The sequence below is a fragment of the Vannielia sp. ABF1_015 genome (assembly GCF_056160745.1).
Genome location: NZ_JBSWXT010000001.1, coordinates 1,004,700 through 1,023,327, shown reverse-complemented (window position 1 = coordinate 1,023,327; position 18,628 = coordinate 1,004,700). Strand labels below are relative to the sequence as shown.

19 protein-coding genes, 1 tRNA gene and 1 riboswitch are annotated in these 18,628 nt (G+C 64.5%); of the genes, 9 read left to right on the top strand and 11 right to left on the bottom strand.

Annotation, left to right across the window (positions count from 1 at the left end; all coding sequences use genetic code 11):
- Positions 1–45: 45 nt before the first annotated feature.
- The gene (locus ACXAG6_RS05280) at positions 46–651 is read right to left on the bottom strand and encodes a nicotinate-nucleotide adenylyltransferase (protein WP_475335728.1); all 606 of its coding nucleotides are present in this window, start codon (positions 649–651) and stop codon (positions 46–48) included.
- 94 nt (positions 652–745) lie between these two features.
- On the opposite strand from ACXAG6_RS05280, the gene ACXAG6_RS05275 reads away from it, so the two are divergent.
- From ACXAG6_RS05275 to ACXAG6_RS05265, 3 genes are all read left to right on the top strand, one after another.
- Positions 746–1,624 (top strand): GNAT family N-acetyltransferase, encoded by an 879-nt coding sequence (locus ACXAG6_RS05275; protein ID WP_475335727.1) that lies wholly within the window; start codon positions 746–748, stop codon positions 1,622–1,624.
- Positions 1,621–2,235, top strand: coding sequence for an N-acetyltransferase family protein (locus ACXAG6_RS05270; RefSeq protein WP_475335724.1), 615 nt, complete (start codon positions 1,621–1,623; stop codon positions 2,233–2,235). Before ACXAG6_RS05275 ends, ACXAG6_RS05270 begins: the two co-directional genes overlap by 4 nt.
- Positions 2,236–2,322: 87 nt before the next feature.
- The gene (locus ACXAG6_RS05265; protein WP_475335722.1) at positions 2,323–3,123 is read left to right on the top strand and encodes a hypothetical protein; all 801 of its coding nucleotides are present in this window, start codon (positions 2,323–2,325) and stop codon (positions 3,121–3,123) included.
- A 41-nt stretch (positions 3,124–3,164) separates the two neighbouring features.
- On the opposite strand, the gene ACXAG6_RS05260 is transcribed toward ACXAG6_RS05265, so the two are convergent.
- The gene (locus tag ACXAG6_RS05260; RefSeq protein WP_475335721.1) at positions 3,165–3,362 is read right to left on the bottom strand and encodes a hypothetical protein; all 198 of its coding nucleotides are present in this window, start codon (positions 3,360–3,362) and stop codon (positions 3,165–3,167) included.
- 342 nt (positions 3,363–3,704) lie between these two features.
- Here ACXAG6_RS05260 and ettA point away from each other — a divergent pair, with 342 nt between their 5' ends.
- Together ettA and ACXAG6_RS05250 are read left to right on the top strand one after the other, a co-directional pair.
- Complete coding sequence (gene ettA, locus ACXAG6_RS05255) at positions 3,705–5,360, top strand: energy-dependent translational throttle protein EttA (RefSeq protein WP_475335719.1); 1,656 nt, start codon at positions 3,705–3,707, stop codon at positions 5,358–5,360.
- A 1-nt stretch (position 5,361) separates the two neighbouring features.
- Positions 5,362–6,438: a sugar-transfer associated ATP-grasp domain-containing protein gene (locus tag ACXAG6_RS05250; RefSeq protein ID WP_475335717.1), complete on the top strand. Its 1,077-nt coding sequence runs from the start codon at positions 5,362–5,364 to the stop codon at positions 6,436–6,438.
- A gap of 21 nt (positions 6,439–6,459) precedes the next feature.
- Here ACXAG6_RS05250 and ACXAG6_RS05245 read toward each other — a convergent pair whose 3' ends face one another.
- On the bottom strand, positions 6,460–7,023 hold the full coding sequence (locus ACXAG6_RS05245; RefSeq protein ID WP_475335715.1) for an REP-associated tyrosine transposase: 564 nt from the start codon (positions 7,021–7,023) through the stop codon (positions 6,460–6,462).
- 200 nt (positions 7,024–7,223) lie between these two features.
- On the opposite strand from ACXAG6_RS05245, the gene ACXAG6_RS05240 reads away from it, so the two are divergent.
- Both ACXAG6_RS05240 and ACXAG6_RS05235 read left to right on the top strand, forming a co-directional pair.
- Complete coding sequence (locus ACXAG6_RS05240; protein ID WP_475335713.1) at positions 7,224–7,430, top strand: cold-shock protein; 207 nt, start codon at positions 7,224–7,226, stop codon at positions 7,428–7,430.
- A 234-nt stretch (positions 7,431–7,664) separates the two neighbouring features.
- Complete coding sequence (locus ACXAG6_RS05235; protein WP_475335711.1) at positions 7,665–8,126, top strand: hypothetical protein; 462 nt, start codon at positions 7,665–7,667, stop codon at positions 8,124–8,126.
- A gap of 3 nt (positions 8,127–8,129) precedes the next feature.
- Here ACXAG6_RS05235 and ACXAG6_RS05230 read toward each other — a convergent pair whose 3' ends face one another.
- From ACXAG6_RS05230 to ACXAG6_RS05220, 3 genes are read right to left on the bottom strand one after another with little or no spacing between them, the layout of a single operon-like run.
- A complete protein-coding gene (locus ACXAG6_RS05230) occupies positions 8,130–8,333 on the bottom strand; it encodes a dodecin family protein (protein WP_475335709.1) in 204 nt (67 codons plus the stop codon).
- Positions 8,334–8,374: 41 nt separating this feature from the next.
- Positions 8,375–8,986: an SOS response-associated peptidase gene (locus ACXAG6_RS05225; protein ID WP_475335706.1), complete on the bottom strand. Its 612-nt coding sequence runs from the start codon at positions 8,984–8,986 to the stop codon at positions 8,375–8,377.
- A gap of 3 nt (positions 8,987–8,989) precedes the next feature.
- Positions 8,990–10,819 carry an ABC transporter ATP-binding protein gene (locus ACXAG6_RS05220; protein WP_475335704.1) on the bottom strand — a complete coding sequence of 610 codons (1,830 nt, stop codon included), beginning with the start codon at positions 10,817–10,819 and terminating at the stop codon, positions 8,990–8,992.
- Between the two features lie 160 nt (positions 10,820–10,979).
- Between ACXAG6_RS05220 and puuE the strand changes: the two genes are divergently transcribed.
- Positions 10,980–12,401, top strand: coding sequence for an allantoinase PuuE (gene puuE / locus ACXAG6_RS05215; protein ID WP_475335702.1), 1,422 nt, complete (start codon positions 10,980–10,982; stop codon positions 12,399–12,401).
- Between the two features lie 136 nt (positions 12,402–12,537).
- On the opposite strand, the gene ACXAG6_RS05210 is transcribed toward puuE, so the two are convergent.
- The 5 genes from ACXAG6_RS05210 to gcvT form a co-directional block, all read right to left on the bottom strand.
- Positions 12,538–12,795, bottom strand: a complete 258-nt coding sequence (locus ACXAG6_RS05210) for a hypothetical protein (RefSeq protein WP_475335700.1) — start codon at positions 12,793–12,795, stop codon at positions 12,538–12,540.
- 127 nt (positions 12,796–12,922) lie between these two features.
- Positions 12,923–12,998, bottom strand: a tRNA-Ala gene (locus ACXAG6_RS05205).
- A 284-nt stretch (positions 12,999–13,282) separates the two neighbouring features.
- Positions 13,283–16,117 carry an aminomethyl-transferring glycine dehydrogenase gene (gene gcvP / locus ACXAG6_RS05200; protein ID WP_475335698.1) on the bottom strand — a complete coding sequence of 945 codons (2,835 nt, stop codon included), beginning with the start codon at positions 16,115–16,117 and terminating at the stop codon, positions 13,283–13,285.
- A 98-nt stretch (positions 16,118–16,215) separates the two neighbouring features.
- On the bottom strand, positions 16,216–16,575 hold the full coding sequence (gene gcvH / locus ACXAG6_RS05195) for a glycine cleavage system protein GcvH (RefSeq protein WP_140012945.1): 360 nt from the start codon (positions 16,573–16,575) through the stop codon (positions 16,216–16,218).
- Positions 16,576–16,592: 17 nt separating this feature from the next.
- Positions 16,593–17,696, bottom strand: coding sequence for a glycine cleavage system aminomethyltransferase GcvT (gcvT, locus tag ACXAG6_RS05190; RefSeq protein ID WP_475335695.1), 1,104 nt, complete (start codon positions 17,694–17,696; stop codon positions 16,593–16,595).
- A gap of 120 nt (positions 17,697–17,816) precedes the next feature.
- Positions 17,817–17,905: riboswitch (glycine riboswitch) on the bottom strand.
- A gap of 62 nt (positions 17,906–17,967) precedes the next feature.
- On the opposite strand from gcvT, the gene ACXAG6_RS05185 reads away from it, so the two are divergent.
- The gene (locus ACXAG6_RS05185; protein WP_475335693.1) at positions 17,968–18,528 is read left to right on the top strand and encodes a gamma-glutamylcyclotransferase family protein; all 561 of its coding nucleotides are present in this window, start codon (positions 17,968–17,970) and stop codon (positions 18,526–18,528) included.
- Positions 18,529–18,628 lie beyond the last annotated feature (100 nt).

Genomic DNA, 18,628 nt, shown 5'->3' with positions numbered 1-18,628 from the left:
GCAAAACCGGCGGCGGGGCTCAAGCCTCTGTGCGCTTCTGCGTGATCACTTCTTTGCAGCCGCCCGCTCTGCCCGGATCGCGGTGGAGGATTGGTGGCTCATCGGGATGTTGATGAAGCACCACGCGGGCGGCGTGGCGCGAGGCAGCGTATGGGAGGCAGCGGCGGGCAGGCGGTGGCGGGCGAAGCGTTCTGCGGCTTTAGACATCCGCGCCGAGAGCCGCTGGCCGGGCCGGGCGATAACGCCCACAGGCACGGTGGCCATGATATCTTGCCAACGGTCCCAGAGGTGAAACTGGGCAAGGTTGTCGGCCCCCATGAGCCAGGTGAAGTGGACCCGCGGGTAAAGCCGTTGTACCCCGGCGAGGGTTTCTGCCGTGTAGCGCGTGCCAAGCCGGGCCTCGATACCAGTGACGACCACGCGCGGGTCGGCCAAGAGCGCGCGGGCCTCGGCGATCCGATCCCTAATAGGCGCCGGGCCTCGGGCCTTGAGTGGGTTGCCGGGGCTCACCAGCCACCACACGGCATCCAGCCCGAAACGCTTCAGCGCCTCGCGGGTAACATGCACATGGCCCTCATGGGCCGGGTCAAAGCTGCCGCCCAAGAGCCCCACCGTCTGACCGGGTGCCGCATATGGAATATCCCATCTCATCAGGGTTTGTTGCGCGGGGCCGAGGCCCCAAGTCAATGTGTTTCGGGCATTTTTCGGATTGACCACCAATTTTACCTGACTAAAGTCAGCCACCATGCTGAATGACATCGCCCGCATCCGCCGCTTCAATCGCGCCGTCACCACCGAGGTGGGGGCGCTGGATGACAGCTTTTTGGGCCGTGGCCGCCCGCTTGGCGCGGCGCGGGTGCTCAACGCCATCGGGCAGGCGGGCGATGCGGGCCGCGAGCTGGGCGAGGTGCGCGAATTTTTGGGGCTCGACAGCGGGCTGCTTTCGCGGTTGCTGCGCGGGCTTGAGGGCGACGGGCTGGTGACGGTTGGCCCGCATCCGCAGGACGGGCGCAAGCGGCTGGCCCGGCTTACGGCGGCGGGCCGTGAGGAGTTTGCCGCCTACGAAACCCTCTCTGACCAACGGGCCGAACGCCTGCTTGCCAACCACCCGCGCCCGGCTGCCCTGTTGGACGCGATGGACCTTGTGGCCTCAGCCCTTGGCCAACACCGCATTGCGCTGACCGAGGATGATCCAGCCTCGCCAGACAGCAGATACTGCCTTGGCGAATACTATGCAGAACTGGCCCGCCGCTTCGAAACGGGCTTTGACGTGAACCTATCGCGCGACCCTGACGCCGCCTCAATGCGCTCGCCGGTGGGCAGCTTTTTCGTGGCCCGGTCTGACGGGCTGCCGATTGGCTGCGTGGGCCTGAAGGGCGGGCAGGCGTTTGGTGAGGTCAAACGCCTCTGGGTGTCGCCCGCCGCCCGTGGGCTGAAGCTGGCCACCCGACTGATGGAGGCGCTGGAAGCCCGCGCCCGCACCCTCGGCATGACGGTGCTGCGGCTGGATACAAACTCTGCCCTGCCCGAAGCGGTTGCCATGTATCGCAAGGCCGGCTGGACCGAGATCGACCGTTTCAATGATGACCCCTACCCCGACCACTTCTTCGAGAAGGCGCTTTGAGGAGCATAACCATACGTGACGCCCGAGCGGCGGACGTGGAGGCCATCGCCGCCAACCACCGGGCCACCCATGCAGAGCACCGCGCCCGGATCGAGGGCTACGATGATGCGCCATGGGACGAGCAGATTACCGGCCACCTCACCGACCCGAGCCAGAACCCGCATGGTTTTACCGTGCTTGTGGCCGAACTGAGCGGGCATTTTGCCGGGCACATCGCGTTGCACCCGTTTGAGCACAACAAGGCGGGGCCGGTCTCTCATATCTCCGATATTTCCGTCAGGGAGGGCGATCGGGGGTATGGCGTGGGCCGATCTCTGGTTGAGGCGGCGGAAGGCAGGGTGGCTCAGGAAGGCGGCCATGGCGTTGTGGCGCTGATCTGGCCGGGCAACACCATCTCCCGCACGTTTTTCACCTCGATGGGCTACGCCACCCAGCTGGATGAGAAAGAGCGGCATGTCGTTGCCTATAAGGAACTGCGAGGACTGCCCGCACCGTCAAACATCGACAGGTTCGCCCTGATCGGTGCCATGTGCCTCCTGGCGTTCATCGTCGCCGCTTTAAGCTTCGGCTGGTTCTCCGGGGGCGATTTACCCTCATATTTCCCGCGCTAATCACGCTGCCGTAACGGCAGGGAACCAGCGACTCATGCTACCCTTGCGTGCATTGACCCCTCGCCATTTCTCCCCGGGAGCACGACCATGAACCCGATTGACGCCTTCTCGCAGACTCTCAAGATCAACCCCAATGCCGCCAAGCTCATCTCGGCCGGGCTCGGCGTTATGGCCGCAGCTGCCATTCTCATCAGCTGGGGCAGCAACCTTGAAGACCTCCGGCTCGCCGCCACCTACGTGTTGGCTTTTGCATGCGTCGTCACGCTGCTGGCCTTCATCGCTCGCAACAACCGGATGACCACGGTGCTCTCGTGGATCCTCGTTGCGGGCTTCGGCATGTTCGTGCTCGGGCTGGTGGGCTCGGTCTTCCGGGTGCCGCCCTCGCTGCCGCCCACGCCCTGTTACCTGCGCATTCTCTTCGAACTGCCGGAGACCTGCATCGAGAACCTGCGCAACACCGACAATGACCTGCGCATCGGCAGCGCCGCGCCAGTGCTCGCCCCCCTTGCCGGACCGGAACGGCTGTGGCACGCGCAGGAGGGTGTGACACCGGTGGCCACCGATCACGCGGGCCATGTGTTCTTGCAGTTCTCCACTCCGATCGACCGCGGCACAGCCACCGGCCTTGCCGCGGCCCTCCTTAGCCTCGACTGGAATGTGCAAGGCGCGGACAAGGGCGGCGAGTTGGTCGACAACGGGCCAGCCACCAATGAAGTGCGCTACTTCAAGGCCGATGACCGGCAGGCGGCCATCGAACTTGCGCAAACCATCCACGGGTTGCACCCCGACACCCCGATCTACGTGCGCGATTTCACCCGGCTCGGCGCTTTCGTGAAAGACGGCACGCTGGAGATATGGCTGTCGCAGCCGCTCGACCCGGCAGCCTGAAGGGCACCCCGCCCCGCGGACGGCGGGACGGGGCCTTGGCTTCAGAGAAAGGTCACCCTGTCGGGGGCCGGATACGGGGGCGCCTCTGGCGGCAGCAGCCCCAGATCGCGCCTCAGATACTCCGGCACCTCGGCGGCATCCGCGCTTGGCAGATTGGGCTTGCCGCGCCAGAGGCCCAGGTTCAGGCGGCTCCAGGCCTGCACAGGCCCGATCAGAAATGTTGCAAAGCTCAAGGTCATGTCTTGCTCTCCTTTGGTCAGGAAAGCCGCGCACCGAGACAGACAGAGACATGAGCAGGAAGAAAGACATGAAAAAGGCCGCTTCGGAGAGCGGCCTTCGGGTCATGCGATGATGTGCAAACCGAGCCGCTACTGGGGGGATACCCCGGCGAGAAAGGCGGTTCGGATAGTCATCATGGTTCGCTCCTTGGTCCGAAATTGCTTCGGTGCGGCTTCTTTAGCGGCAAAAGCCCGGCGCGACAACCCGCCGCAGGGCGGCCTCCTGAAAGCTCGCAGATTTCCGCCCGATTGCCCTTTGCCGCCGCCTCCCCTAGATGTGCCGCAACCAGACCGGAGGATCGCATGGCCAGCTATCAATACGTCTACCACATGGATGGTGTCTCCAAGACCTACCCCGGTGGCAAGAAGTGCTTTGAAAACATCCGCCTGAGCTTTCTGCCCGGCGTGAAGATCGGCGTCGTGGGCGTGAACGGCGCGGGTAAATCCACGCTGATGCGGATCATGGCCGGGATCGACAAGGATTTCACCGGCGAGGCCTGGGCCGCCGAGGGGGCCAAGGTGGGCTACCTGCCGCAGGAGCCGCAGCTCGACGAGAGCAAAACCGTCCGCGAGAACGTGATGGAAGGCGTGGCCGCAAAGAAGGCCATTCTGGATCGCTACAACGAGCTGGCGATGAACTACTCCGACGAGACCGCCGACGAGATGGCCCAGCTGCAGGACGAGATTGACTCGAGCAACCTGTGGGATCTCGACAGCCAGATCGACGTGGCGATGGAGGCCCTGCGCTGCCCGCCCGACGAGGCGATGCCCGAAAACCTCTCCGGCGGTGAGCGCCGCCGCGTGGCGCTGTGCAAGCTGCTGCTCGAAGCACCCGACATGCTGCTGCTCGACGAACCGACCAACCACCTTGATGCCGAAACCATCGCTTGGCTCCAGCAGCACCTTATCGACTACAAGGGCACCATCCTGATCGTCACCCACGACCGTTATTTCCTTGACGATATCACTGGCTGGATCCTTGAGCTCGACCGGGGCCGGGGCATTCCCTACGAGGGCAACTATTCGGCATGGCTGGAGCAGAAGGCCAAGCGGCTGGAGCAGGAGGCCCGCGAGGACAAGTCGCGCCAGAAGACGCTGGAGCGCGAGCTGGAGTGGATCCGCGCCGGCGCTAAGGCCCGGCAGGCCAAGCAGAAGGCCCGGATCAACGCCTACGAAGACCTCGCCGCGCAGTCCGAACGCGAGAAGATCAGCCGCGCCCAGATCGTTATCCCCAACGGCCCGCGCCTTGGGCAGAAGGTGATCGAGGTAGAGGGGCTGCAAAAGGCCTATGACGACAAGCTGCTGATCGAGGGGCTGGATTTTGCCCTCCCGCCGGGCGGGATCGTCGGTGTGATCGGGCCGAACGGTGCCGGTAAGTCGACGCTGTTCCGCATGCTCACCGGGCAGGAGCAGCCCGATAGCGGCTCGGTAGAATACGGTGACACGGTGAAGTTGAGCTACGTCGACCAGTCGCGCGATGCACTGGACGCGGGCGCCACCGTTTGGGAGGAAATCTCGGGCGGGGCCGAGGTGATCGAACTGGGCGATGCCTCGATGAACTCCCGCGCCTATTGCTCGGCCTTCAACTTCAAGGGCGGCGACCAGCAGAAGAAGGTTGGCCTGCTCTCGGGCGGTGAACGCAACCGGGTGCATATGGCCAAGCTGCTGAAGAGCGGCGGCAACGTGCTGCTGCTCGACGAACCGACCAACGACCTCGACGTGGAAACCCTGCGGGCGCTGGAAGACGCGCTGGAAGATTTCGCCGGCTGCGCCGTCATCATCTCCCACGACCGCTTCTTCCTCGACCGGCTCTGCACGCACATCCTTGCCTTTGAAGGCGAGGCGCATGTGGAATGGTTCGAGGGCAACTTCGAAGCCTATGAAGAGGATAAGGCGCGCAGGCTGGGACCAGACGCGCTGGAGCCCAAGCGGGTGAAGTACAAGAAGTTTGTGAGGTAAATTGGCCAAGCCGCGGCGCACCCCTGGCCCTTACCGCGTTTTGGGCCGGGATATTTCGGCGATAGATCCGTCGCAGAACAACACCGCCCGTGCGGCCTATGCGGCGATAACGAACGCCGATCCGAGCCGGGCGCTCGACAGCAAAACGCGACGCCGCATTGCGACCTACGCGCGGGAAGCTTTTGGGCACATTGCCTATGCGCCTTGGCTCGAAACCTACGCGGCCCTGCGCGGCCGGTTTGTGGAGGGGTGCCTGCCGGACAACTACGTGCGCCGCCACCTCTTGCCTTACAGCGTCAGCACCTACGGTGACCTCACCGGCCCCACCCTTCTTCGCCGGACCATGCCTGCCGCCACCGTGCCCGACATCGCCTATCATATCGCAGGGCAGTTCTATGGCCTGTCGATGGAGCGGATATCACCGGAAGAGCTGGCCGATGTGATCTTTGCCGAGGCCCCCGTGGTCTACGTCAAGGAAACGCGTGGCCTGCAGGGAAAGGGCGTGACGAGGTTGACGCGTGAGAGCTTTAAGCTGGAGGATCTGCCGCGACGCGATTTCACCATCCAGAGCGAAGTGCAACTCGATCCGGAGTTCGCCGCGCTTTCGGCAGGTGGGACAACCACCCTGCGCATCACCACCGTTCACCCTGGAACGGAACCGGCACGTGCGGTTTCGGCTGGCATTCGGCTGGGACGCACGGGAGATTCGCACATACGTTCGGCCTCTGCGCTGAAGGTCATCCTCGACATCGAGGCGGAAGAGATGGGGCCGGTCGGCTGTATGCCGGACTGGAGCGCAACCACGCAGCACCCCGATAGCGGGCTGCGCTTTGAAGGGCAGAAGGTGCCCGGCGTGCGCCGCGCCGCCGAAGAGATGGCCCGCCTGCATGACCAACTGCCCCACGTGCGCTATGTCGGTTGGGACGTTGGCATTGCCCCCGATGGCTCACCTTGGATTTATGAGATGAACATTGGCCATGCTGGTGTGACCTTCCCCGAAGCCTTCGTGGGGCCACTGTTCAAACAGTTCGGCTGGCACCGGCTGCACCTGCTGGACGACAGCGAGGTGTTTCGCTGAACCTGCTGAAGCGCGGCGAGCCTAGGCGGCTTGCCCGCACCGCGCCGAGTTTGCGCCGCTTCCTTGCCAGCTCGCGCCAACCTTCCCCGCCCGGACCTCCCGATGGAACGAGCTTGCAGCCCAATCCTCCGGCCTCTCCACCAGCCCGTGTTTGACCGGATTGCTCCAGCAATAGCGAACATGGTTTTGCAGATCCGCCTCGTCACGGCAGTGATGCTCCCAGAAGCGCTTTTGCCATAGCCCCGTCTCACTCTTGCGGAACAGCCCGCGCTGCGCTTCGGCATCCGCCGTCGGCCATGGCGGGACGAGGCCCGCCTTTCGGGCCTCGCGGCTGAAGCGGGCCTTGATGCTGCCCCAGCGTTGGGAGTAATTCGGATCGTCCTCGGGAAACGCTAGCACGCAGTGGAGATGGTCGGGCAGGACGACGAAGGCGAGGATGTCGAAGGGGCGGTAGGACTTTATATGCCGCACGGCATCTCGCAGCACCGCGAGGCCGTCGATCAGCAGGGTGGTGCCGCGTTCTGCGAGACAGACGGTGAAGAACACGGGCACTGCGGCAAGCTGGGGGCGAATATTTCGTTGCATGCGCCTAGCTTGCCCAAAAGCGATTAACTGCCGGTAAACACGGCACCCCTTGCCCGAATCCGCACAACCTGCGATACAACGCCCGCGACCGCTACCGCTATTCGATCCACTGTCTCCCTTCCAAAAGGCGTCACGACCGATCCGCTACCGACGCCAGGCCGCCGCACTTCCGCGGGCGGCAGAAACTAGGAGATACCGGAATGCCCAGTGGCACCGTGAAATGGTTTAACCCCACCAAAGGCTTTGGCTTCATCGCACCCGACGAGGGCGGCAAAGACGTGTTCGTGCACATCTCCGCCGTCGAGCGTGCTGGCCTCACCGGCCTGAAGGACGACCAGAAGGTTACCTTTGACCTCGAGTCCGGCCGTGATGGCCGCCAGAGCGCGACCAACCTGTCGCTGGCCTAAGCCACCGATTGGCCGCTGGCCACAGGTAAGGAATTGGAAAGGGCGCCCCTTAGCGGGTGCCCTTTTTGCGTTGGAAGCGGTGAGCAAGGCCGCCTTCAGGCTATGCTACCAGACGCCATCTTTGCACGCACGCAACAGGCTCAAATGCGAGCGTAGGCCTTATTTTCTTGCTCCGTGCCTCTGGGCGGCTAAACTCCCTGTCATTCATTTTGAAAGCACAAGGAATTCAGGAAAATGAGCACGCAACAGGGGTTTTCGCTCGCGGTCTCGGGCAAGGGGATGATGCTGGGCATGTTCATCACCGACGGCATGGAGCGCTGGGGTGAAGAAGTGACGATGTACGACCATACCGCCGCGTTCCAGGCTGCCCGCAAGGGCGAAGCGAAGCTGGGTGAGAGCGGCTATGGCAACAAGGGCGCGCGGGACATGGCCAAGAAGATCCGCGCCCATGACGCCAACCCTCCAAAGATCGACATCCGGGTGCAGTTTGTCACCTTTGGCAAGCGCGAAATCTGCATCGTCAGCGGCAATGGCCAGCAGCGCACCGTGCGGCTGGACAAGGCCAAGCTGGATTGGCAAGGCCTTGAGCACGCGCTGGAGGAGTGCTTCAAGGCGGTTGACGAGATCCGGGGGGCCACGCAGGCCAAGCCGCGCTTTATCAAGCGCCCGAAGGCCAAGCCGGCGGCTGTTTCCTGAGGTTTAATCGTCGAGCACGAAGGTGACCATGAGGCCGACGCGGTATTCGGAAATCTTGCCGTCGTCGACCGTCACCTTCATGTCTTTCACCCATGCGCCCTGAACGTTCTTGAGCGTCTCGGATGCGCGGGCGACACCCTTCTCGGTGGCGTCCTCGAAGGACTTGGGCGACGATGAGATAATTTCGGTAACGCGTGCAACAGACATGTCTCTCTCCCTTGGTTTCAAGGGTAAAGACCTAGGCCGCTTCAGGCGCCGGTCCAGTCGACGCCCTCGGCATGGGCAAGCTCTAGCCGCCCGTCTGGCCATGGGTGACAGAGGTTTACGGCCTCGGCCATGTTGCCCGCACACCAGATGGGCCATTCGTGCGGCGCAAGGATGACGCCCATGCGGTGATGGATCGGGGCGACATCGCCGTTGGGTTCGCAGGTCACCGTGGCGACCTGTGCCAACTCGGCCCCGTTGGGGGCTTTCCACACATCCCAGATGGCCGCGAACCCCAGAAGCCCGCCGTCCTTTGACGCAATCCGCCACGGTTGCTTGCGCCGCGCCTTGCCTGTCCACTCATACCAGCCGTCGCAGGGCACCACACCGCGCCGCACGCCGGCGAAGGCGGATTTGGCAAAGACCGTCTCGGCGCGGGCGTTAACGATGGTTTCCATCACCGGGCGGCCCCGCGCGTTCACCCGGCCAACCGGGATCATCCCCCAGCGCATCAGCCGCAGCGCCGCACCGTCCCACACCACGATCTCTTGCCCGGGCGCGATGTTGGCCCGAGGCCCCTGCCCTTTCGGCATCTCGGCCCCAAAGGCCGCGCCCACCTCTTCTGCCGGTCGGGTGAGGAAGAGCCGACCGGGCATCGGCTAGTCCAGCGGCTTCAGAACGTAATGCCCGGGTGCTACCTCATCGTAAACGGATGGCGCGGGTTCGTGACCCACGGGAAAAACCGGCGAAGGGATGGGCTTGAAGTTTAGCTCGCGCTCGCTCTTGCGCTGGCGCGGGTCGGCCACGGGCACGGCCTTCATCAGGTCGCGTGTGTAGGGGTGTTGCGGGTTTTCGAAGATGGCGGCACGCGGACCGATCTCGACGATCCGGCCCAGGTACATGACGCCGACCTGATGGCTCACCCGCTCCACCACGGCCATATCGTGGCTGATGAACAGCAGCGAAATGCCAAGCTCGGCCTGCAGCTCGATCAGCAGGTTGAGCACCTGCGCCTGAATCGACACGTCGAGCGCCGACACCGCCTCATCTGCGATGATGAGCTTGGGGTTGAGCGCAAGGGCGCGGGCGATGGCGACGCGCTGGCGCTGGCCGCCTGACATTTCATGCGGGAAGCGGCGCAGGAAGTTGCGGGGCAGTTCCACCCTGTCAAAAAGCGCGGCGACGCGGTCTTGCACCTCGGAGCCCTTCGCCAGCCCGTAGTTTAGGATCGGCTCGGCGACCTGATCCATCAAGCGCATCTGCGGATTGAGTGATGCAAAGGGATCTTGAAACACCATCTGCATGTCGGCACGCGCACGCCGCAGCTCGCGCTGGCTCATGGCGATGACGTCCTTGCCGCCAAGGCGCACCTCGCCCGATTGCGGCTCGACCAGCCGCAGGATCGAGCGGCCGCAGGATGACTTGCCACAACCGGATTCGCCAACCAGCGAAAGGGTTTCTGAGGTTTTCAGCTCAAAGGATACATCCTCGACGGCATGAACGTAGGCCTGCGTGCGCCGCAGCAGCCCGCCCTTGACCGGGAAGCGGGTGGTGAGGTTTTTCACCTCCAACAGCACCTTTCGATCTGCCGCCGGAACCACCGGGTGGGCCTCGATCTCGCGACCGAGGATTTTGAGCGGCTCGGGTTCGGCCTTGCCTTCCATCTCGCCCAGCTTGGGCACAGCGGAAAGGAGGGCCTTGGTATAAGGGTGCTGGGGGGCCTCGAAGATTTGCTCAACGGGGCCTTCCTCAACCTTGTTGCCCTTGAGCATGACAACCACGCGATCAGCCACCTGCGCCACCACGGCCATGTCGTGGGTAATGAACAGCACGGCGGCGCCGGTTTCGCGTTTGAGGCGGTCGATCAGGGCGAGAATCTCGGCTTGGATCGTCACGTCCAGCGCTGTGGTGGGCTCGTCGGCAATGAGCAGGCGCGGCTCGCAGGCGAGGGCCATGGCGATCACGACGCGTTGCCGCATGCCGCCGGAAAGCTCGTGGGGGTACTGCTTGAGCCGCCGCTCGGGCTCGGGAATGCGCACGCGCCGGAGCAGCTCCAGCGCCTCGGCGGCAGCGGCTGACTTGCTCATTTTCTTGTGGACGCGCAGCCCCTCGGTGAGCTGGCGCTCGATGGTGAAGACCGGGTTCAGCGCGCTCATCGGCTCCTGAAAGATCATGGCGATCTCGTTGCCGCGAATGTCGCGCATCAGCTTGTTTTCGGCCTTGGATACGTCAATCGCTTCACCGTCTTCGCGCCGGAAATTCAGCGTGCCATTCGCAATGCGCCCGCCGCCGAACTCGACCAGCCGCATGAGCGAGAGCGAGGAGATCGACTTGCCCGATCCACTCTCACCCACAACGCAAAGAGTTTCGCCCGGGTCGATGTGGAAGGACACGTCTTCAACGCCCACAACGAGCCCGTCGTTGGTATCAAACTCCACCCTGAGGTGGCTGACATCTACCAGCGGTTTCTTTTCGGTCTCGTCCAACATGCGCGGCCCCCTTGTTTCGCCCAAGCTTATGCCATGCCACGCAATTCTCAATGCCTGACACACATGGCGTGACGGCAGGCGCTTGCCATTCGCCCGGCGGGGGTAAAAACTTGGGCGGACAGGCCGCGCGATTGGGCCACTTGAGGATTGGAGACGCCAGATGGACCGTTACGACCGGGATATGCGAGGCTACGGCCCCCGCCCGCCCAATGCAGCATGGCCGAATGGCGCGAAAATCGCAGTGCAGTTCGTGCTGAATTACGAGGAAGGTGGCGAGAACAATATCTTGCATGGCGATGAGGCATCGGAAGCGTTCTTGAGCGATGTGATCGGCGCGGAGCCATGGCCCAACCAGCGGCACTGGAACATCGAATCGATGTATGAATACGGGGCCCGCGCGGGGTTTTGGCGTCTGCATCGGCTGTTCACCGCGATGAAGATTCCACTGACCGTCTATGGCGTGGCGACCGCGCTGGCCCGCTCGCCCGATCAGGTTGCGGCGATGCGCGAGGCGCGGTGGGAAATTGCCAGCCACGGCTATAAATGGATTGATTACAGAGACTTCTACGAAGCCGAAGAGCGCGAGCATCTGGAGAAGGCGATTGCCCTGCACCGAGAGGTGGTGGGCGCGCGGCCTCGTGGGCTTTACGTGGGGCGGTGCTCGGAGAACACTGTGCAGATCGCCACGGAGATGGGAGGTTTTGCCTATTTGTCAGACAGTTACGCGGATGATCTGCCCTATTGGGTGCATGTTTCTGGCAAGGATCAGCTGATCATTCCTTACACACTGGAGGCCAATGACATGCGCTTCACCACCGCGTCGGGGTTTGGTGATGGGCAGGAATTTTTGAACTACCTCAAGGATACTTTCGACGTGCTCTATGCCGAGGGCTCGGCGGGCTCGGCCAAGATGATGAACATCGGCCTGCATTGCCGCCTTGCGGGCCGTCCGGGGCGACTGATGGCGATCAAACGCTTTATCGACCATGCGATGGCCAAGGAGGGCGTTTGGTTTGCCCGGCGGATCGACATTGCCCGCCATTGGACGATGACGCACCCGCCCAAGCGCATGTCGGCCCGCCCGAGCCAGATGGACCTGACAACCTTCACCAATCGCTTTGGCGAGGTGTTCGAGCACTCCGCGTGGGTTGCCGAACGCGCCCACAAGCTGGAGCTTGGCCCGGCGCATGATACGCCCGAGGGCATCCACAACGCGATGGCTCGCGTGTTCCGCCGCGCCAGCGAGGACGAGCGGCTGAACGTGCTGCGCGCGCACCCTGACCTTGGCGATGCGATCACCGGGGCCGACCGGCTGACCGAGCACTCCAGCGCCGAACAACAGGGCGCGGGGCTGACCGCGCTGACCGACGAAGAGCGCCGCGAGCTGATGGACCTTAACGAGCGCTACATGGCCAAGAATGGTTTTCCGTTCATCATCGCCGTGAAAGACCACGACAAGGCCGGTATCATCCGCAAGTTTCATGAACGAATGAATAACACCAAGGGCGAGGAGATGGCGGAGGCCTGCTATCAGGTTGAGCGGATCGCCCTGCATCGGCTTTACGCGATGGATTGGAGCTGACGACGAGGCCCAGGGCGGTGCTGATGCCCGGGTAAATCGAAACTGCCTGAGATGCGGCCTGCCAACCCCCTGAAATCAAAGGCCGGGCACGGTGCTGCCACACCGGCCCAGCCTTCCCTCGCGGCCCGCGAATGCGCTACAGCCGCCGAGGGCAGGACTTCTTTGCGTTGGGCTTGCCAATGTGATGCGGGTTCCTGATCAGATACCATTTTACCGGCTCGCCGGGGGCCTGCGCCTTGGAGTAGGAACAGCCCGCAGGCGTGGTGTACCACTGGCCCTGATAGCCCGAGGGGGGGCGGGGGTTGGATTTGCCTTTGCCGAAGGCGGAAGCGCTGCCTGAAAGGGCGAGGGCGGCGGCGACGGCGAGGGCTGAGATGGTGGCGAATTTCTTCATTGGTCCGGCTCCCGGGATGTGCTGCATATCGCCAACCGTTCTGCCCGCCGATGGGGTATTTGCTTGGGCCGAAATGGGGCGAAACTACGCCGGGCGCCTAAGTTTTTATGAGATTTTCGGGGAGATCTGGTGGAGCCGATCGGGATCGAACCGACGACCTCGTCATTGCGAACGACGCGCTCTCCCAACTGAGCTACGGCCCCACTGGCGGGGTATTTGGCCGAGGGCAGCGGCGGAGTCAAGCCGGAGGGCCGGGCAGCGCGCGGTGGGGTAAGGACTGGCGGTTAACCCGGGAAAGAGAGGGGCAACAAGTGATGCACAGGCCATGCACATCCTATGCATACGATATTTGCACCGCGCGGATTAATCAATGCACCGCGCGGTGGGCTGTCGTTGTGCTCGGGCCTGCCCCGAGGGCCTTGTGGAAAGAGATCCTCGGGGCTGGCCCGAGGATGACGTTGCTTCGGCGGTGGGCAGATTGCCCACCCTACTCGGCGGCCTCGGCGTAGCTTTCGACCGGCGGGCAGGTGCAAATCAGGTTGCGGTCGCCCGCCACGTTGTCGACCCGGCCGATGGGGGGCCAGTACTTGTCGACCCGGAAGGCGCCGGGCGGGAAGCAGCCCTGCTCGCGGGGATAGGGGCGGGTCCAGTCGGCCACGAGGTCATTCACCGTGTGGGGGGCGTGCTTGAGCGGGTTGTCATCGGCGGGCATGTCACCCGCCTCCACCGCCGCGATCTCTTCGCGGATGGCGAGCATGGCGGTGATGAAGCGGTCAAGCTCGGCTTTGGTTTCGGACTCGGTCGGCTCCACCATCAGGGTGCCTGCCACCGGCCAGCTCATGGTTGGGGCGTGGAAGCCGCAATCCATCAGCCGTTTGGCGATGTCATCCACCGTCACCCCGGCTTCCGCGAAGGGGCGCGTGTCGAGGATGCATTCGTGGGCGACGCGGTTGTTGCGGCCTTTGAAGAGCACATCGTAGGCACCGTTAAGGCGGGCGGCGATGTAGTTGGCCGAGAGGATGGCGACCTTGGTGGCCTGCGTTAGCCCTGCCCCGCCCATCAGCAGGCAGTAGGCATAGCTGATGGGGAGGATGGAGGCGGAACCGAAGGGCGCCGCCGACACGGGGCCGGTGGTGCCGCCGGTTTCGGGGTGGCCGGGGAGGTAGGGGGCGAGGTGCGCCTTCACCCCGATCGGGCCCATGCCGGGGCCGCCGCCGCCGTGGGGGATGCAGAAGGTTTTGTGCAGGTTGAGGTGCGAGACGTCGGAGCCGATCTCGCCGGGCTTCACGAGGCCCACCATCGCGTTGAGGTTGGCGCCGTCGAGATAGACTTGCCCGCCGTGCTTGTGGGTGATGTCGCAGACCTCGCGCACGGTGTCTTCAAAGACGCCGTGGGTGGAGGGATAGGTGATCATCACCGCCGCCAGCTTGTCGCCGGCGGCCTCGGCTTTGGCAGTGAAATCCTCAAGGTCGATGTCGCCATTCTCGGCCGATTTCACCACCACCACCTTCATGCCCGCCATCTGGGCGGAGGCCGGGTTGGTGCCGTGGGCGGAGGTCGGGATGAGGCAGATATCACGATCTTCGCCATTGGCCTCGTGGTAGGCGGCGATGGTGAGAAGGCCCGCATATTCACCCTGCGCGCCGGAGTTGGGCTGGAGCGACATGGCATCATAGCCGGTGATCTGGCAGAGGCGCTCCGAGAGGCTTTCGAGCATCTCGGTGTAGCCCGCGGCCTGTTCCTTGGGGGCGAAGGGGTGCATGGCGGCGAAGGCGGGCCAGCTGATTGGGTCCATCTCCACGGCGGCGTTCAGCTTCATGGTGCAAGAGCCGAGGGGGATCATTGCGCGGTCGAGCGCGAGGTCACGGTCGGCGAGGCGGCGCATGTAGCGCATCATCTCGGCCTCGGCCCGGTTCATCTGGAAGATGGGGTGGGTGAGGTAGTCTGACGTGCGCAGCAGGTCTTCGGGGAGCGCGGGGGTGCCGCCCTTGGCGATTTCGCTGAGGCCGAAGGCGCGCCAGACGCCCTCGATGATCTCAGGGGTGACGGTTTCATCAGTGCTGATGCCAATGCGACCTTCGGGCAGTTGGCGCAGGTTGATGCCCTCGGTTTCGGCGGCGCGGAGGATCGCGCCTTGGAGCGGGCCGGCCTCGACCACGATAGTATCAAACGGGTTTTCGGGGGTGACGGTGAAGCCCGCCTCGCGCAGGCCGGAGGCGAGTTCGGCGCAGGAGAGGTGAACGCGCTCGGCAATGGCGCGCAGGCCCTTGGGGCCGTGGAACACGGCGTAGAAGCTGGCCATGACGGCGAGCAGGGCCTGGGCGGTGCAGACGTTGGAGGTGGCCTTCTCGCGGCGGATGTGCTGCTCGCGGGTTTGCAGGCTGAGGCGGTAGGCCTGGTTGCCACGGGCATCGACCGAGACACCGACGATGCGGCCCGGCATCTGGCGCTTGAAGGCGTCGCGGCAGGACATGAAGGCGGCGTGGGGGCCGCCGTAGCCGAGGGGCACGCCGAAGCGTTGGGCGGTGCCAATGGCAATGTCGGCGCCCATTTCGCCGGGGGCTTTCAGAAGCGTCAGGGCCAGCAGATCGGTGGCCACGGTGGAGACGGCCTTGGCCTCGCTGAGCGCGGCGCATTCTGCGGAGAAGTCACGCAGGCCGCCGTTGGTGCCGGGGTACTGAAAGAGAGCACCGAAGACCTCGGTTGGTTTCAGGTCGTCAGGGTTGCCAACCACCACTTCGATATCGAGCGGACGGGCGCGGGTTTGGACCACGGCGATGGTTTGCGGGTGGCAGTTTTCATCGACGAAGAAGGCGGTGGCCTTGGACTTGGCGACGCGCTGGGACATCACCATGGCTTCCGCCGCCGCGGTGCCCTCGTCAAGCAGGGAGGCGTTGGCAACTTCGAGGCCCGTGAGGTCGCTCACCATGGTCTGGAAGTTCAACAGCGCCTCCAGCCGGCCTTGGGCAATTTCGGGCTGGTAGGGGGTGTAGGCGGTGTACCACGCGGGGTTTTCAAGGATGTTCCGCTGGATCGCGGGGGGCGTGATGGTGCCGTAGTAGCCCTGCCCGATGAGGTTGGTCATCACCCGATTCTTGGCGGCGATCTTGCGCATCTTCACCAGCAGGTCGCCCTCTGTCATCGGCTCCCACGGCAGCGGATCGGACTGGCGCAGGCGGCCCGGCACCGTTTGCTCGATCAGCTCATCAAGGGAGGAGACGCCCAGCACCGAGAGCATTTCGGCCATTTCCTCCGGCGAGGGGCCGATGTGGCGGCGGTTGGCGAAATCATAGGGATCATAGTCGGTGGGGGTGTAGGGCATTGGGGCTTCCGGGTTGGATTTGGGGGGCCGCTCCTCGTGGGGCTTCGCCCCCTCGTCGCGGGGGCGAAGACGTCTCGAAGGACGGATGAGCCGATGTGTTAGGAGATCAGATCCTGATAGGCGTCTTCATCCATGTAGCTGTCATACTCGGCCATGTCGGTGGGCTTGATCTTGAAGAACCAGGCCTCGCCGAGCGGGTCTTCGTTGACCAGCGCGGGGTTGTCGGTGAGGGCTTCGTTGACCTCGACGATCTCGCCATCGAGCGGCGCGGTGATGTCGGAGGCGGCTTTGACGCTTTCGATCACCACCACCTCGTCGCCCTTGGCAACGACGGTTTCAACCTCGGGCAGTTCGACGAACACAACGTCGCCAAGCTGGGTGGAGGCATGTTCGGTGATGCCCACGACAATCAGCTCGTCTTCGGTGCGGAGCCATTCGTGATCTTCGGTGTATTTCATCGGGTCGGTCCTGTTGGTCAGCGTTTATAGGTGGAAGGTTGAAAGGGCATGGGCGCGGTGGCAAGGGGCAAGCGCTTGCCGCGCAGTTCGGCGGTGACGGGGGTGCCCGGCGCGGCGAGGCCGGTGGGCAGATAGCCCATCGCCACGGGGCGCTGGAGGCTGGGGGCGAAGGCGCCGGAGGTGATGGTGCCGATGGGATCGGGCGCGTCGGCGGAGGCGAAGAGTTGCACGCCTTCGCGCATCGGGGCGCGGCCTTCGGGCAGCAGGCCGGTGCGCAGGCGGGCGGGGCCGTTTGCCAGTTGGTCCTCGATGGCGGCTGCGCCCGGATAGCCGCCCGCGCGGGTGCCGCCTGCACGACGGGCCTTGGAGAGCGCGAAGGTGAGGGCGGCCTCGACGGGGGTGGTTGTGGTGTCGATGTCGTGGCCGTGGAGCGGCAGGCCCGCTTCAAGGCGCAGCGAATCGCGGGCGCCGAGGCCAATGGGTTCGCAGGCCTCATGCGCGAGGAGCTTGCGGGCGAAGTCTTCGGCATGGCGGGCGGGCACAGACACCTCGAAGCCGTCTTCGCCGGTGTAGCCGGAACGGGAGATCCAGAGGTCGCCGAAGGGGGATTCGATTTCGGCCACGTCCATGAAGCGGTCGGGCACAGCGCCGGTGACGGAGGCGAGCACCGCTTCGGCCATGGGGCCTTGCAGGGCGATGAGGGCGCGGTCTTCGAGCGGCTCGATCTCCAGCCCGGCGCGGCGCATGTGGGCGATATCGGCTTCGGCGTTGGCGGCGTTGACCACCAGCAGGAGACGGTCGCCGTAGTTGGCGACCATCAGGTCATCGAGGATGCCGCCCTGATCGTTGGTGAAGAGGGCATAGCGCTGGCGGCCGGGTTTGAGGCCGATCACATCGACCGGCACCAGCGCCTCCAGCGCCTCGGCGGCCCCTGCCCCGCGCAGCACGACCTGGCCCATGTGGCTGACGTCGAAGAGGCCACAGGCGGCGCGGGTGTGCAGGTGCTCTTTCATCACGCCGGGAGCGAATTGCACCGGCATCTCCCAGCCCGCGAATGGCACCATCTTGCCGCCCAGCTCTGCGTTCATCGCAAAGAGCGGTGTGCGTCTTTCTTCGGTCACGTGCGATCCCCTCAAGCCACAGTGAAGCGCAGTTTGCGCCCGTTTCTGTGCCCCCTCTGTCCTTTCGCCTGAGATCGCTATCCCTTCGGCGGGCCGCGCGCGGCCTCTCTCCAGAGTCTATCAACCGTCCGGTCCGGGTGCCTGAGAGTTTACCGGGGCGGTTGCTCCTTCGGCACTGGCGCGGGGCCAGATTCTCCACGAACGGGTGGCCCATGGTTAGCGCGGCGCGGGCGGCTGGACAAGGTGGCACGGGACAGACAGGTTGGCGGCCATGACTGACGCTTATTTTTTTGGCTATGGCAGCCTCGTGAACCTCGCCACCCACAGCCACGCGCCCGCTTTTCCGGCGAAACTGAAAGGCTGGCGGCGCGTCTGGCGCTCCACCGTGCTGCGCGAGGTGGCCTTTTTGAGCGCCGAGCCGTGGGACGGCGCGGTGATGGAGGGGCTGGTGGCGCATGTGCCCGGTGGAGACTGGGCGGCGCTGGACCTGCGCGAGCGGGCCTATGGGCGGCATGAGGTTTCGGCCGCCTGCGAGCATGAGGCCGGGGATGTGCGGGTGGAGGTTTATGCCGTGGCGCCCGAGCATATGGTAGCGGATGCGGCGCACCCGGTGTTGCTGAGTTACGTGGACACGGTGGTGCAGGGCTTTCGTGACGTGTTTGGCGAGGCCGGGGCGCTTGGATTTTTTGAGACCACGGCGGGCTGGCCGCCTGCGGTGGTGAATGACCGGGCGGCGCCTGTCTATCCGCGCGCCACAGAGGTGAGCGCGGCGGAGCGGGCCTTTGTGGACGAAGGGCTCAGGCGGCTGGGGGTTGGGGTGCGTGCGGGTTGAGCGATGCACTTGCCCGATACGCGCCGAAGGGGCCGGGCAGCGCCGCGCCCTCCGGGGCGGCGCTTCGGTGACAGTTACGCCTCCTTCCGAGGTAAGATGA

What these genes read in the sequence shown, in the direction of transcription:
- gcvP (WP_475335698.1), bottom strand. Translation starts at nt 16,117, where the DNA reads ATGCCCTACACCCCCACCGACTATGATCCCTATGATTTCGCCAACCGC.
- ACXAG6_RS05260 (WP_475335721.1), bottom strand. Translation starts at nt 3,362, where the DNA reads ATGACCTTGAGCTTTGCAACATTTCTGATCGGGCCTGTGCAGGCCTGG.
- ACXAG6_RS05225 (WP_475335706.1), bottom strand. Translation starts at nt 8,986, where the DNA reads ATGCCCGGTCGGCTCTTCCTCACCCGACCGGCAGAAGAGGTGGGCGCG.
- ACXAG6_RS05235 (WP_475335711.1), top strand. Translation starts at nt 7,665, where the DNA reads ATGAGCACGCAACAGGGGTTTTCGCTCGCGGTCTCGGGCAAGGGGATG.
- ACXAG6_RS05280 (WP_475335728.1), bottom strand. Translation starts at nt 651, where the DNA reads ATGAGATGGGATATTCCATATGCGGCACCCGGTCAGACGGTGGGGCTC.
- ACXAG6_RS05230 (WP_475335709.1), bottom strand. Translation starts at nt 8,333, where the DNA reads ATGTCTGTTGCACGCGTTACCGAAATTATCTCATCGTCGCCCAAGTCC.
- ACXAG6_RS05265 (WP_475335722.1), top strand. Translation starts at nt 2,323, where the DNA reads ATGAACCCGATTGACGCCTTCTCGCAGACTCTCAAGATCAACCCCAAT.
- ACXAG6_RS05220 (WP_475335704.1), bottom strand. Translation starts at nt 10,819, where the DNA reads ATGTTGGACGAGACCGAAAAGAAACCGCTGGTAGATGTCAGCCACCTC.
- ettA (WP_475335719.1), top strand. Translation starts at nt 3,705, where the DNA reads ATGGCCAGCTATCAATACGTCTACCACATGGATGGTGTCTCCAAGACC.
- ACXAG6_RS05210 (WP_475335700.1), bottom strand. Translation starts at nt 12,795, where the DNA reads ATGAAGAAATTCGCCACCATCTCAGCCCTCGCCGTCGCCGCCGCCCTC.
- ACXAG6_RS05185 (WP_475335693.1), top strand. Translation starts at nt 17,968, where the DNA reads ATGACTGACGCTTATTTTTTTGGCTATGGCAGCCTCGTGAACCTCGCC.
- gcvH (WP_140012945.1), bottom strand. Translation starts at nt 16,575, where the DNA reads ATGAAATACACCGAAGATCACGAATGGCTCCGCACCGAAGACGAGCTG.
- ACXAG6_RS05240 (WP_475335713.1), top strand. Translation starts at nt 7,224, where the DNA reads ATGCCCAGTGGCACCGTGAAATGGTTTAACCCCACCAAAGGCTTTGGC.
- ACXAG6_RS05275 (WP_475335727.1), top strand. Translation starts at nt 746, where the DNA reads ATGCTGAATGACATCGCCCGCATCCGCCGCTTCAATCGCGCCGTCACC.
- puuE (WP_475335702.1), top strand. Translation starts at nt 10,980, where the DNA reads ATGGACCGTTACGACCGGGATATGCGAGGCTACGGCCCCCGCCCGCCC.
- ACXAG6_RS05245 (WP_475335715.1), bottom strand. Translation starts at nt 7,023, where the DNA reads ATGCAACGAAATATTCGCCCCCAGCTTGCCGCAGTGCCCGTGTTCTTC.